At 45.5% G+C, this 14,285-nt stretch carries 11 protein-coding genes; 8 read left to right on the top strand and 3 right to left on the bottom strand.

Annotated elements, in window-relative coordinates:
* Window positions 1-85 precede the first annotated feature (85 nt).
* Together OCV54_RS11775 and OCV54_RS11770 are read right to left on the bottom strand one after the other, a co-directional pair.
* Entirely contained in the window at window positions 86-703 is a 618-nt protein-coding gene (locus OCV54_RS11775; RefSeq protein WP_015533988.1) for a TerD family protein, read from the bottom strand.
* Between the two features lie 18 nt (window positions 704-721).
* A complete protein-coding gene (locus tag OCV54_RS11770) occupies window positions 722-2,167 on the bottom strand; it encodes a sodium:proton antiporter (RefSeq protein ID WP_055224156.1) in 1,446 nt (481 codons plus the stop codon).
* A 214-nt stretch (window positions 2,168-2,381) separates the two neighbouring features.
* On the opposite strand from OCV54_RS11770, the gene OCV54_RS11765 reads away from it, so the two are divergent.
* On the top strand, window positions 2,382-4,211 hold the full coding sequence (locus OCV54_RS11765) for a GGDEF domain-containing phosphodiesterase (RefSeq protein ID WP_055224154.1): 1,830 nt from the start codon (window positions 2,382-2,384) through the stop codon (window positions 4,209-4,211).
* Between the two features lie 342 nt (window positions 4,212-4,553).
* A complete protein-coding gene (locus tag OCV54_RS11760; RefSeq protein ID WP_055224152.1) occupies window positions 4,554-5,144 on the top strand; it encodes an NADH peroxidase in 591 nt (196 codons plus the stop codon).
* A gap of 127 nt (window positions 5,145-5,271) precedes the next feature.
* Here OCV54_RS11760 and OCV54_RS11755 read toward each other — a convergent pair whose 3' ends face one another.
* The gene (locus OCV54_RS11755; RefSeq protein WP_055224149.1) at window positions 5,272-6,267 is read right to left on the bottom strand and encodes a DUF6709 family protein; all 996 of its coding nucleotides are present in this window, start codon (window positions 6,265-6,267) and stop codon (window positions 5,272-5,274) included.
* Between the two features lie 161 nt (window positions 6,268-6,428).
* On the opposite strand from OCV54_RS11755, the gene OCV54_RS11750 reads away from it, so the two are divergent.
* The 6 genes from OCV54_RS11750 (at window position 6,429) to OCV54_RS11725 (ending at window position 14,233) form a co-directional block, all read left to right on the top strand.
* On the top strand, window positions 6,429-6,980 hold the full coding sequence (locus tag OCV54_RS11750) for a VanZ family protein (RefSeq protein ID WP_015534779.1): 552 nt from the start codon (window positions 6,429-6,431) through the stop codon (window positions 6,978-6,980).
* A 100-nt stretch (window positions 6,981-7,080) separates the two neighbouring features.
* Window positions 7,081-7,944, top strand: a complete 864-nt coding sequence (locus OCV54_RS11745) for a chorismate mutase (protein WP_022216797.1) — start codon at window positions 7,081-7,083, stop codon at window positions 7,942-7,944.
* Between the two features lie 30 nt (window positions 7,945-7,974).
* Window positions 7,975-8,901: an orotidine-5'-phosphate decarboxylase gene (pyrF, locus tag OCV54_RS11740; RefSeq protein ID WP_055224148.1), complete on the top strand. Its 927-nt coding sequence runs from the start codon at window positions 7,975-7,977 to the stop codon at window positions 8,899-8,901.
* A 73-nt stretch (window positions 8,902-8,974) separates the two neighbouring features.
* On the top strand, window positions 8,975-9,739 hold the full coding sequence (locus OCV54_RS11735) for a dihydroorotate dehydrogenase electron transfer subunit (protein ID WP_055224146.1): 765 nt from the start codon (window positions 8,975-8,977) through the stop codon (window positions 9,737-9,739).
* Window positions 9,740-9,750: 11 nt separating this feature from the next.
* Window positions 9,751-10,653, top strand: a complete 903-nt coding sequence (locus OCV54_RS11730; protein WP_172678748.1) for a dihydroorotate dehydrogenase — start codon at window positions 9,751-9,753, stop codon at window positions 10,651-10,653.
* 43 nt (window positions 10,654-10,696) lie between these two features.
* A complete protein-coding gene (locus OCV54_RS11725) occupies window positions 10,697-14,233 on the top strand; it encodes an EAL domain-containing protein (protein WP_055224142.1) in 3,537 nt (1,178 codons plus the stop codon).
* The last annotated feature ends 52 nt before the right edge of the window (window positions 14,234-14,285 follow it).

Genomic DNA, 14,285 nt, shown 5'->3' with positions numbered 1-14,285 from the left:
ATATAGAATTATAGATCATAATAAAGAAAGCCCCAGTCTCCGGTGCAAATAAACCGGAGACTGGGGCTTTTCGCCATGTTAAATATTAGTCGTCATCTTCAGGAACATAATGTCTTGATGTGTAATACTCAAATATATCCTCGGACTTGTCGTATGGGAGGAACTGGGATCTCTCTCTTACAACCCACTCGTCTCCGTTGTGGAGAACTTCACCGAATACATAGCAGTTGTTGTGCTTGGCATCCTCACATGCCTTGAATATTGCGTCCTCACGTACATATACCTTTTCGGTATGCTTACATTTGATCAGTGCAAATACGTTGTCCACCTCTGCCAGGCATTGCTTGTGAAGGTTGCCGTTGTAGATGTAGAGGAAGAGGATGATTCGTCCAACGTTCTCACCTCTGTCGAGGTAGATGCGCATCTCCTCGTCGATACCTTCCTTCTGTCCTGTTCTGTCATCGCCCTTCAGGACTACAGAATCGCTTCTGCTGTACTTGTGACCCCAGAATACCAGTTCGGGATCAGAGCCGTCATTGTGCTCAACGATCGCTGCAAGGTTGAGGTCATATGTGTCCTCGGATGTAGCGCTCATGATATTGTCTATGGCAATCTTAATCTTTTTCTTGAGGTCGACTTTCTTGGCATCCCAGCCAATGCCGACCGTAAGTTTATTATCACCTTTTACAACATATTCGTTCATATTAAAAACCCCCTTAGATTACAAGAAGAATAATAATGTGTCTATGAAGAATGTAGGTACAAGAATAGAAACTGACCATACGAGGTAGCCTACAAATGAAGGCATCTTGATACCATTTTCTTCGGCTATTGAACGTACCATAAAGTTAGGTGCGTTTCCTATATAAGTGTTGGCTCCCATGAATACGGCACCGCAGGAGATAGCCATCAGCATGACCTGAGGAACTACACCCATAGCAGTGCTTATACCCTCTGTAAATCCACTTGAAGCAGCGGTGGTGAAGAATACAAGGTAGGTAGGTGTATTGTCAAGGAAGCTTGATAAAAGTCCTGTCGTCCAGAAGAACTGTGCCGGATGTGTAAGTCCGAGCTCAGAACCACGTGCCTTGAGGATCAGGAGTGCAGGGATCATAGTGATGAATATACCTATGAACAGTATGGCAACCTCCTGTATAGCATCCCATGTAAAGTTGTTGGCCTTACGGACTTTCTTGCTCGTTGTCTTGAATGAGAGGAAAGCCGCTGCTAGCATGATCACAATCTCGATGATAGCAGCCCATGAGAGTGTTACGCCCTCACAGAAATTGATACCCTTTGCAAATGCAGGGAACTTCATAGGAAGAACTCCGCTGAGTATAACTGCACCTACGATCATTATAAGGAATATAATGTTGTGAGCACCTTTAAGTTTGACTGGCTTTTTCGTATCTGCATCGAATACCGGCTTCTGTCTGCCGTCTGCGATATCCTTCTTGTATGCTCTTGTGTCGAGAAAGAAGAATACAGTCAGCAGGATGATGAGATTGACAACCATGACCTTTGCAAGTCTGAGACTCCAGAAGAAGTCAACACCATTCATGAATCCCATCAGAAGTGGAGGATCACCGACAGGGGTGAGACAGCCACCAATATTTGAAACGAGGAAGATGAAGAATACAATGATCTGAACCTTTCTTCGTCTCCATTTATTTGCCTTTATGATAGGTCTGATCATCAGCATACTTGCACCGGTAGTACCGATCCAGCTTGACAGCAGAGTACCTATCAGTAGAAGCAGAACATTGAGTTTCGGTGTTCCCACCAGGTCGCCTTCAAGAGATATATTGCCTGCCACACAGAACAGGGCAAAAAGCAATACAATGAAGGTGAGATAGTCACCGATCATTACCTCGAGCAATTGTTCGCCCATCGTACCAAAGCCATGGAATATGGCAAATGGAATTAAAAATAAAAGAGACCAGCCTGCAACAGCCCACTGTTTGTGCTTTTCCCACCACTCACCGGCGATAAGGGGCATAACAGCTATGCACAGAAGCATACACACAAATGGTATACACCATGTAAGTGGAAGCGTAGCACCGAGTGTTTCAGTACCGGATTCGCTGTCTGCCGCCAGGACACTTACCTGTGACAGCCCAAGAACTGAGATGACTGTGCCGAGACCTAGAAATAACCTGTTTTTCATCGTTTTTGCCTCCTATTAATTATAATTGAAAAACCTTATCTATGCTAACAAATATATGGTAAAAATTCAACGAAAAAAATCGAAACTTAACCATTTATTTTCCAGAACAAAAAAATAATAAGTATAGCCCAAATGATGGATCTGTGATAGAATGAAAAAGGTTGAAAAATGCAATACTATGGCCTTAGGGCAGAACAGAGGTAATTGATATATTATGGAACATCAATGGTCAAAGGCATACAAACCAAAGAGAAAACTTTACGTGCTGAGGTCCAGAGAGTCAGAGGGATTTGACGATTTTTGTCAGGAGAATGGCTATGACTGGTACAAGTGCTTTAGCAACATATACAGGCCGCTGGCAAACAGGGCTTTGTTTTATATGCCTGAGAAGATGATGGACGCCGGATATTCGCGTTTGTGTGGAGGAGTGGAGATAGGATACAGTGATATGGAGGTGGTTCCTCAGAACTGTGTGAGCATCACGGTTCCGGGATTCGACGTTGTGGATATAAAGGGATTTGATATATCTCTGATAGAGGATATACCGAGACTCATGACCATGGCGTATTCATATGCCAAGTTGTATATAGAGACGGAGAAGCTGCACATTGTTTCTAACCACAAGCTTCCATATATATGTTACATGGAGAGCGCAGACAGTCTGTGCGTGGAGATTCCGGTATGGTCCAAGAAGACCAAGACGGAGGAGATGCTGACTCTTGACAACATGAGTAAGAGAGATCTCTATGAGATAGCATACAGGGAGCCTGCCACCGGACATTACAACTGGACATGGCTCAAGGAGAAGCTTGAGCAGTGTGAATATATAGGACTGGATCAGTTTATATTTGCCAGATTCGACATAAAGGGCTTCAGGCTCATCAACAACGTTATGGGTCGTGAGGTGGCGAAGGATCTGTTCAGATATATATGTGACGCTATGACCAAGCAGGACTGGATATTGTACTCTGCAAAGTGTGAGAGTGACGATTTTGCCATGATTATAAAGTATATGCCGGAGGATGAGATAATGAACCGGCTATATACATTCTTTGAGGAGATAGGACAGCTTCCGTCGAACAGGAAGTATAAGATATTCTATAGCTGTGGTATCGTATTCTATGATGAATTCGAGAAACTCAGCATGTCAATGCGCATTGAGGACATGGCGCAGATGGCACACCTCCAGTGTATCAAGACCAATGTAAATGAGATAAAGATATACACATCGGAGATGAAGAAGGAATACATCATGGCACAGCAGTACAAGCTGGAGCTTCCGGATGCCATAGAGAATGAGGATCTCATGGTATATCTTCAGCCGAAGTACAATCCACAGAACGACACCCTGACCGGTGCTGAGGCTCTGATAAGATGGTTCTACAAGGGCGGAGATATTCTCTTGCCGAAGTATTTCGTGCCGCAGTTTGAGACTGACGGAACTATAGACATCATAGACAGATATGTGCTGAGACAGGTGTGCAAGAAGTTCAAGGAGTGGAAGGAGCTTGGCTACCCGCTCTACCCGATATCCTGTAACCTCTCGAGACACCAGATATCGAGACCGGATCTTATATATATACTGTGTGATATAGTCGATGAATACGGAGTGGATCACTCGCTTATAGACTTTGAGATAACTGAGAGTGCAGATTTCGCTGACGTGCAGTATCTGATAAAGGTGCTCAAGGATCTGAAGGCTGAGGGCTTCAAGATATCCATGGACGATTTTGGAACAGGATACTCCAGTATGGCACTTCTTAAGGATATGCCGCTGGATATAATCAAGATAGACAAGAGCTTTATTGACGGAATAGCCACCGGCGAGCCGAACAACAAGGACATGCTCATGACACAGGATATCCTTGCCATGTCAAGGCATCTGGGAATCAGAAGTCTTGCGGAGGGTGTTGAGACATTTGAGCAGAAGGAATACCTGAGAGAGTGGGGATGCCACTACATTCAGGGTTATTACTACAGCAAGCCTATACCTATCACGGGATATGAATATCTTCTCAAGAAGATAATGCTGGGACAGAGCTAGCCGGATAGTGATGCTATATAGCGACATATAGAGAATATACAGAAGAGTATAAGAGGATTGATATATGAATGTATCGATCCTCTTTTTCTATTTATATTGGACCTTAACAGGATGTAATCCCAATAATGTAATGTATATAATTTACAAGTCTTGTATATATAATCAACAACCTACTAAAAAAATAATTAAGAATCATTCCCAATAGGGGTTGACTTTGATCAAAAAATAGGTATAATAAGACATAGTTGATAAATAAACATCAACAAAGAAGGCAGAATATATTTTAACGATCAATGATGGATATTGATTAGATTATTTAAAAGAGAAAAGGAGAATTAAGTTATGGCAAAGTTTGTATGTACAGTATGCGGTTATATCTATGAGGGAGAGCAGGCACCAGCAGAGTGTCCTATCTGTCACGCAGGAGCAGATAAGTTCAAGAAGGTAGAGGGAGAGCTCACACTTGCAGCAGAGCATGAGTTTGGCGTATATGCTGAGACAGTTAAGAACAATCCAGAGATAAGCGATGAGGACAAGAAGTATATCTACGAGCAGCTCAAGGCTAACTTCGAGGGAGAGTGCTCAGAGGTTGGAATGTATCTCTGCATGGCTCGTGTAGCACATCGCGAGGGCTATCCTGAGATCGGTCTCTACTGGGAGAAGGCAGCGTACGAGGAGGCTGAGCATGCAGCTAAGTTCGCAGAGATGCTTGGATCAGACCTTGAGCAGAACATGACAGCTTCAACAGAGAAGAATCTTGCATGGAGAGTTGACTGCGAGTTCGGTGCGACAGCAGGAAAGGTAGATCTTGCAAAGTGCGCTAAGAAGAACAATCTGGATGCGATCCATGATTCAGTTCATGAGATGGCAAGAGACGAGGCAAGACACGGCAAGGCTCTCAAGGGACTTCTTGACAGATACTTCGGTAAGTAAGAAGAAGGTAAAGATTATTCATAAGGATAGTCAGTCTTACACATAAATCTAAAAAAGGTATATGCGGAAAGCAGTCAGGCTGCGATCCGTATATACCTTTTTTAGATTTATGTGTGCTATTTAATTGTTACTCATCTTTCTTGAGACTGAAGGAAGAGGAAGATGTAGTTGAGCTTGTTGTTGTATAAGGATTAGATGCGTGGGCATCCTGCTCTGAAGCTGCCGGCTGCTGTGAGTAGAACGGATCACTGTAAGACGTCTGAGGTGCCTGTGTCTGTTCTGCAGTGTCGTAGCTGCCACTGTTTGTAGTGCCGTACTGCTGTGTATAGCTGCCACTGTCTGTACTGCCATACTGCTGTGTATAGCTGCCGTTATTTGGGCTGCCTGTGCTACCCGGAGTGTACACGCCGTTGAAATCGCCTGTACCGTCATAGTAACCTGTGCCTGCTGGCTGTGCAGATGCGCTGATGGTGTTCTTGCTTCTTGTTGCCTTCAGGATCATGATCACTGCTGCCAGTAGAAATACAGCTCCGAGGACAAGCTTGAATATGTAATCTGAAGAGTCAACCATCTCTATATAGTAAGGAAAAGCTTCTGCCTTTGCGGTCGCATAGTCCTCACTTGTAGGAGTGTATCCATAATATTGTGCGTATGCGTCGACATACTTGGTGATGTAGTCGTCAAGGAAGCCCTGCACCTTGTCGCTGTTCTTGCGGATGACTCCTGTTATGTAGATTGGTTCTGCATCGTCAGCAGATGAGATCGCGTCAAATTTGGCGTCATCACTCTTGGAGATCGATATTCCGATCCACTTGGATGTGTCTCTTTTTGAGCCGTCTTCATTCTTGTCGCAGATATCAACGAGATAGTAGTATCCGTCGGTCTTGGTGACCGTGTGATTGTACGTTGTAGTCTTCTCAATGTAAGCTCCGTATCCGTAGGTGAGTGTTCCCTCCACATACACTCCCGGTTTAACTTCCGATTCGTCACATGTAGTAACGTTTAGAAGCTTTCCGTGTAAACCGATAAATGTTCGTATACCCAGGAATAAAAGAACTATTCCGAATATACCGAAAACAACTGCTGATACGATGGGATTCCCCTTTTTTCTTGTTCTTGCCATAATGTTACCTCACTTTTTTTATTTGTTATGAATTATACATAACCACTTCCATACCTCACTTTTCTACAGTACAGGTAAAAAACTAATATTTCAAGTAAAAAAGGCAAAATCAAAAAAAATTAGACATTTTTTATGGTATACTCATTCATGGTGGTGATTTTATGGCAAAGAAAACAAAAAAGAATGAGAAAAAGTACATATATATAATTCCGGCAGTGCTGTGGATGATATTCATATTTTACATGTCGTCCAGAACAGGAGATGACTCGTCGGCGGTGAGCAACCCCATGACAGACTTTATAGTGGGTTTGTTCCAGAAGGTGAGAAATGATTCCGCGCCCGTGGTTGACAGGATGACGGGAGTGGTGGAGATCATGGTCAGAAAGGGTGCACACATGACGGAATATGGAATCCTTCTGGCTCTGCTGGCCCTGGCGGTCAGAAAGGCCGGCGGAAGGATGGCTTCGGCTGGCGTGTATATATGGTCAGTTGTGATAACATTTGTCTATGCGTGCTCCGATGAGATTCATCAGCTCTTTGTCGCTGACAGGGCAGGCAGGGGCACGGATGTGCTTATAGATATGTGCGGCGCATTGGCAGCTCTTCTTATTATATGGGGATCAAAGAGCACAAGGGGAAGGATAATAATGGGCTTTGTGATAGGGATAGTGCTGGTGGCAGCGGTTATGTTCCTTTTCCTGTGGCCTTTTTAGAGCGCATTTAGTATTGGCAGCCTTGAATTAGAGTGGGGCAGATGGTATATTAAAAAAGACTATGAGCATCACATTACCGATGCTGACTGGAGGATGCAGAATGACATTAGCAGATGTTAGAAAGAACATAGATCGGGTCGACAAGGAGATCAAGCAGCTCTTCAAGGAGAGAATGGTTCTTGCGGACAATGTTGCTCAGGTCAAGGCAGAGACCGAGGATGACATATATAAGCCAGACCGCGAGGAGACCATCATATCCAATCTCACAGGGGATGTGGATGATAACATCAAGATGGAGTACACGGCGCTTATCAAGAGAATCATGGAGATAAGCAGAAAGTACCAGTATGGAAGGACTCTGGAGCTCAGGAACTGCCTAGATGTGGAGTATGATGTGAAGGAGCCTGACATAGATGCGGTGGCGATGATAAAGCCGGAGCTGTACATTTGTCAGGGATGCTCGAGGGACAAGGTCATTGCGGTGGACTCATACGATGAGGTGTATGAGCTCATAAAGACTGGCAAGGTAGACGCCGGAATGGGAATACTTGAGGACATAAGCTACGGAGTTTCGGATGCACTTCACGAGGTGCTCACCAACAACAAGCTGTATATATACAGATGTAACATTGTAAATGAGAATGGACACAACAAGAAGGTTGTCACATTTTCAGACCACCTCATAGTGGAGGAGAACCACAACAGGCTGAAGGTGATGTTCGTATGTAAGAATAAGAGCGGAAGTCTCAGCAGCATACTGTCCATGATCTCTGATTACGGGGTGAACCTCACAGAGATACACTCGGCACCAAACAGGCAGGAGCATTGGAATTACAGATTCTATGTGGAGCTGTCTGCCAATTTACTGAAGAAGGATATACAGGCTTTAGTGTTCCAGCTCATGAACGAGACGGAGGAGTTTACGATCCTCGGAAGCTATGCCTGTGACGAGGAACAGTTTTAGAGAAAAAATAATTTTTAAGGAGAAAATATCATGATAGACAAGTTAGTAAAGAATATCCAGAAGACAAATGCACCTATAGTAGTTGGACTTGATCCAATGCTCAACTATGTACCGGAGCATATCCAGAAAGCTGCATTTGCAGAGTATGGCGAGACACTTGAGGGTGCTGGTGAGGCTATATGGCAGTTCAACAAGGGAATAGTTGACGCTACATATGATCTTATACCTGCAGTTAAGCCACAGATAGCCATGTATGAGCAGTTCGGAATCGAGGGACTCAAGGCATTCAAGAAGACAGTTGACTATTGCAAGGAGAAGGGACTTGTCGTTATCGGAGATATAAAAAGAGGCGATATAGGTTCAACATCAACAGCATATGCGGTTGGTCATATCGGAAAGGTACAGGTGGGAAGCAAGACATATGCTGGATTTGATGAGGATTTCATCACAGTAAACCCGTATCTTGGAACAGACGGAATCAAGCCATTTGTGGATGTGTGCAAGGAGGAGAACAAGGGTATATTCGTTCTCGTCAAGACATCCAATCCATCATCAGGTGAGTTCCAGGACAGACTGATTGACGGACGTCCACTCTATGAGATAGTCGGAGATATGGTTGACAAGTGGGGCAGCGATGTCGTAGGTGAGTCAGGTTACTCAGCAGTTGGAGCGGTTGTAGGTGCAACATATCCTGAGATGGGCAAGGTGCTCAGAAAGGTTATGCCAAAGTCATTCATCCTTGTTCCTGGTTACGGAGCACAGGGTGGCAAGGCTGCAGATCTTGTACACTACTTCAACGAGGACAGACTCGGTGCGATCGTCAACTCATCAAGAGGAATCATAGCTGCTTACAAGCAGGACAAGTATGCACAGTTCGGAGCTGAGAACTACGCTGACGCTTCAAGACAGGCGGTTGTAGACATGATCGAGGATATCAACGGCGCACTTGACGCATAATTAAGCAGAAAGGTGTCCGGTGGACGAGGCTTGTCCCCGGACACTGATAATAGAATGATGATGGAGGAAGACTATGGGCAAACTTAAGATGACAGCAAAGGTGGTCAGCCAGGAGACTCTTGCCACTGACGTATACAGTCTGGTGCTTGAAGCTCCAGAGATAGCTTCACAGGCTATAGCAGGACAGTTCGTGTCTGTATATACTCATGATGGCAGCAAGATGCTCCCGAGACCTATCAGCCTCTGCGGGATAGACAGGGAGGCGGGAACACTCCGCCTTGTATACAGAGTGGTTGGATTTGGAACAAAGGAATTTTCACAGCTTGCGGCTGGAGATACGGTCGATATATTGGGGCCTCTCGGCAACGGCTTCATGAAGTCGGATAAGAAGGCAATACTTATAGGCGGTGGAATAGGAATCCCACCTATGTTACAGCTTGCAAAGGAGCTGGACTGTGAGAAGTCAGTCGTGCTCGGCTACAGGGATGAGATATTCCTGAACGAGGAATTTGAGCCATACGCACAGGTGTATATGTCATCTGAGGATGGACAGCACGGTGTGAAGGGCAACGTAATAGATGCCATAAAGGAATACGGCGTGGACGGCGCTGTCATATATGCGTGTGGCCCTACTCCTATGCTTCGGGGAATCAAGGCATACGCCATGGAGAAGGGCATCGAGTGCCAGATATCCATGGAGGAGAAGATGGCGTGCGGCGTGGGCGCATGTCTTGCCTGCGTATGCAAGACAAAGGAGATAGATGAGCACTCACAGGTGCACAATAGGAGAATATGCAAGGATGGCCCTGTATTCTATGCTGAGGAGGTGGAGCTGTAATGTCAGATAAGATCAATATGTCAGTTGATATAGCGGGAGTTACCCTCAAGAATCCTATAACGGTGGCGTCAGGAACATTTGGATCAGGTATGGAGTACAGTGAGTTCGTGGATCTGTCACAGCTCGGAGCAGTGACCACCAAGGGGGTGGCAAATATTCCATGGCCGGGCAATCCAACTCCACGTATAGCTGAGACTTACGGCGGCATGATGAACGCCATAGGACTTCAGAATCCTGGAATCGATGTGTTCAAGAAGAGAGATATACCATTCCTCAGGGATTATGATACAAAGATCATCGTAAACGTGTGTGGAAAGTCCAAGGAGGACTATGTTGACTGCGTTGAGAAGCTTGGCGATTGTGATGTGGATCTGCTTGAGATCAACGTGTCATGTCCGAATGTAAAAGAGGGCGGAATCGCATTTGGCCAGCAGCCGGATGCGCTCTACGATATAACAAAGGCAGTCAAGGCAGCGGCAAAGCAGCCTATCATCATGAAGCTGAGTCCGAATGTCACAGACATAACAGAGATGGCCAGAGCTGCAGAGGCTGGCGGTGCTGATGCGGTATCACTCATCAATACACTGACAGGTATGAAGATAGATGTTAACAGAAGAACATTTGCAGTGGCGAATAAGACTGCAGGTGTGTCAGGCCCTGCTATCCATCCGATAGCAGTCAGAATGGTATACCAGGTGGCAAATGCAATAAAGCTTCCTATCATCGGAATGGGCGGTGTGGCTACCACGGAGGATGCCCTTGAGATGATCATGGTCGGCGCAAGTGCGGTGGCAGTTGGAACGGCGAACTTCCACAATCCTTATGCGACAGTGGAGATCATAAAGGGTATTGAGGAGTATATGAAGAAGAATTCCATCAGCGATATCCATGAGCTGATAGGCTGTGTAAAATAGAACGATATAAGTCTTCTGTAAGAGTTTTAAGGGGTGTTGGGTTATGGAAGATAACATAGATATTGAAAAATATGCACAAAAACTCCGCATGGAACTGGATGAGGCACTTGGCAGAAATGAAGAGCTCAGCGAGGAGATATCTGACCATGCAAGGATGCTGGAGAAGGCTCTGGACAATCTGGCAGGCGGCGTGGGTATATTTGAACTTCACGGGAATAAGCCGGCTGTCAGGTACATGAGCAAAAGCTTTTACAAGCTGTTCAATGTGACCGAGGATCAGATGAGTGGATATGCCAGTGACTACGTGATGCTGGCCATTCCAGAGGATCGGTCTGTGCTTAAGAAGCAGATCCTGGAGACCATAACGAGTAACAAGACCACGGTGCGTGACATCCGCTTTACGGACGTGAATACCGGTGGATATTTCTGGATACAGGTCTGTCTTTCTGTCATGTCCATAAAAAATGGAATCATCGCATTGTGTGCGGTGTTTATCGATGTGACAAGCAAGATGGAGGCGGAGCTGGAGAACAAGGCGCAGTCTGAGATGCTCAGGCTGATACTTCAGGGAAGCGGAGAGTCCATAATCGTGTACGATGTCCTGACGGATACTCTGATAAATGAGAAGGTCGTGGATGGTGGGATGGTCACCACCATGAAATATGAGAATTTTTATAAGGATATCGATACGAACAGGATAGTACACTCTGACGACAGAGATGCCGTGACAGGCATGTTCAGAAAGCTTCTTGACAAGGATGGAACCAACTGTGACAGGCTGATGGGTGATCTGCGCCTTGATATGAATGGAGGAGGCAAATGTGAGTGGTACAGAGTGCTCTTTGTTCCTCTCAGGGATTCCAAGAAGAAGGTCCGCAAGATATTCGGCAAATATTACTCCATAAACGATGAGAAGATAAGAAGTCAGGAGCTTCAGCTCAGGGCGGAGAGGGATTCTCTGACGGGACTTTACAATCATGTCACATTTCAGCACAAGATTACGGATATGCTAGAGTCTTTCTCGGGTGAACTGTGCGCTTTTTATATTATGGATATAGATGACTTTAAGCATATAAATGACGCATTTGGACATTATGCGGGAGATGATCTTCTGTGTGATGTTGCAGTGACGCTGGAGGAGGTTGCGTCGGCAGCCGGAGGATTCTCAGGACGACTGGGCGGCGATGAATTTGCACTGTTTATCCCGATAGTCGACAGAAGAGAGGACGTGTATAAGCTGGCTGAGAATATACAGACCAGACTCACCACGATCAATTGCAGTCTGCCGCATACTATGTCGATGGGAATAAGTATCCACAGGATAGAGGGTGGTATAGATTTTGACCTTCTATACAGTGAGTCGGATCAGGCGTTGTACGCAGCAAAGAGGGGCGGCAAGAACCGTTACTGTGACTATGCCGACTCAGCGGATATGCATTCATGTGATTCGCATCACAGCGGATATGCCTACAATGATGACGAAGGTCTTATGCTGGATGAGATATCTCATATAGCATATGTTGCGGACATGAAGACCCACGAGATGTATTTCCTCAACAAGGCGGCGAAGAGAAGCCTTGGAATTGCGGAGAACGACGATTCTTACAAGGGTAAAAAGTGCTTTGAGATAACCCAGGGCGGTGATGACCAGTGCCCATTTTGTTCTAATGAGATACTGGTTCCCGGACAGAGTTATGTATGGAATCACTACAACAGCAAGGCAAAGGGACTGTATGTGGTGAAGGATAAGATAGTTGACTGGCACGGAAGAAAGAGCCGGCTTGAGATTGCAGTTGACGTGTCTGACATAGATAAGACAACACAGGTTCTGGCGGACAGCTATGACATAGAGGATGCCCTTGTCAATTTCATGGCGAATATAACTTCAAAGCAGAGCAGTGAGGAGAAATATACCAGTCTGCTCGAGGTGATGGGAACTTTCTACAATTCCAAGAACGCCTGCCTTGTGGAGTATGGACAGGATGGCACAGGGGAGCTTTATTACTGGAAATCATCAGACGAGGAGTCGATAGAGGATGGTCTGAAGGCTCTTGTCACACAGAAAATGAGGGATGAACTGGAGAAGGAAGTCCTCAGGGCCGAGGTTCTCATAGTGAACCGTTCCCATCCGTTAAGGAATCCTGAAACAGGATTTGCACGGATGCTGAGTGACAGCAGGATATGGTCACTGTATGCGGTTCCGATCATAGTGGAAGATGAACTGCTCGGCAGGGTATTTGTGTTCAATCCGGAGAAGCACAATGGAAACATAAGACTCATGAAGAACTTTGCTGCCTTTATCGGAAGTGAGATATATCAGAGACATCTGAAGGAGGACCAGCAGTTTGAGTTCACCCATGATAAGCAGACAAAATGCTTTAACAGGAACAGTTACATAGACTATATAAGAAGCAGAAAGAATTTGAGCAGTCTGGGACTGGTTGCTGTGGATATCAATGAGATAAGGGGCATCGCAGAGATGTTCGGACCGGATTATGCGGACGATGTGATTCTGCAGCTTGTCGGAAGGATAAGAAAGACGTTCCCGGACGACAGGGTGTTCCGTATGGGCTATGACAGCTTTATAATCATATGTGAGAATATTGAGCAGTTGAAGTTCAATGTATACGCTTCAAGACTTAGGGAAAATCTGCTCTACGGTGAGTTCACGGCATGCTGTGGCTATGTCTGGACAGATTGCAATATTGATGTCCGCAGGATGGAGGATCATGCGGCAAATCTCCTGTATTCCGAGAAGCAGCGGTGGTATGAACAGCAGGACTGTCATTCGGTGAAGTGGAATACGCTGAAAAAGGATATGGTGAAGAAGGAGCTTGAGGAAGGACTGTTCTATGTCCTTTATCAGCCGAAGATGCTGTATCCGTCAGGAAAGATATGCGGGGCGGAGGCCCTTGTAAGATATTCCGGAAATGATGACTTGGCGGATGTTATCGACAGGCTTGAGAAGAGCAGGACTGTAAAATATGTGGATTTTTACGTGCTTGAGAATGTGTGCAGAGATCTGGCAAAATGGCATGAAGAGGGAATGCCATACATCCCGGTATCCTGTAACTTTTCCAGAATGTCGCTTATAGAGAGCGATGTGGCCAAGCAGATAGCAGCAGTGGTTGACAGGTACGGAATACCGCATGATGTGGTCGAGATAGAGATAACGGAGTCGGTCAGTGAGCAGGAGCATGATACTCTGGTGAACATTTCGAACAATATACATGAACTGGGCTTCAGGATCGCGATGGACGATTTTGGAACAAAATACTCAAATGTCGCCATGCTTGCCCACATGGGATTTGACATTATCAAGTTCGACAAGAGCATGATAAATGACATAACTGTCAATCCGGTGGATCGCACGGTTATGAGTCATCTCATAAACATGTGCAATGAACTGGGAATGTTCTGTATAGCTGAGGGTGTGGAGACCGAGGATCAGGCGGATGCGCTCAGCAGCATGGGACTGGCTTGTATACAGGGGTATCTGTGCAGCAGGCCGCTGGAGAAAGAAAAGTATGTGGAGATGTGCAGGGAAAGAGGCATATCACAGCCGTACACCAATAAATAATTGAATCTTTATATGGATTATGGTAGTATGTGTAAGAAAAAGGGCAAAAAAG

Source organism: Coprococcus aceti (assembly GCF_025567285.1).
Classification (GTDB): Bacteria; Bacillota; Clostridia; order Lachnospirales; family Lachnospiraceae; genus Coprococcus; species Coprococcus aceti.
This window is presented reverse-complemented; position numbering and strand designations above follow the sequence as displayed.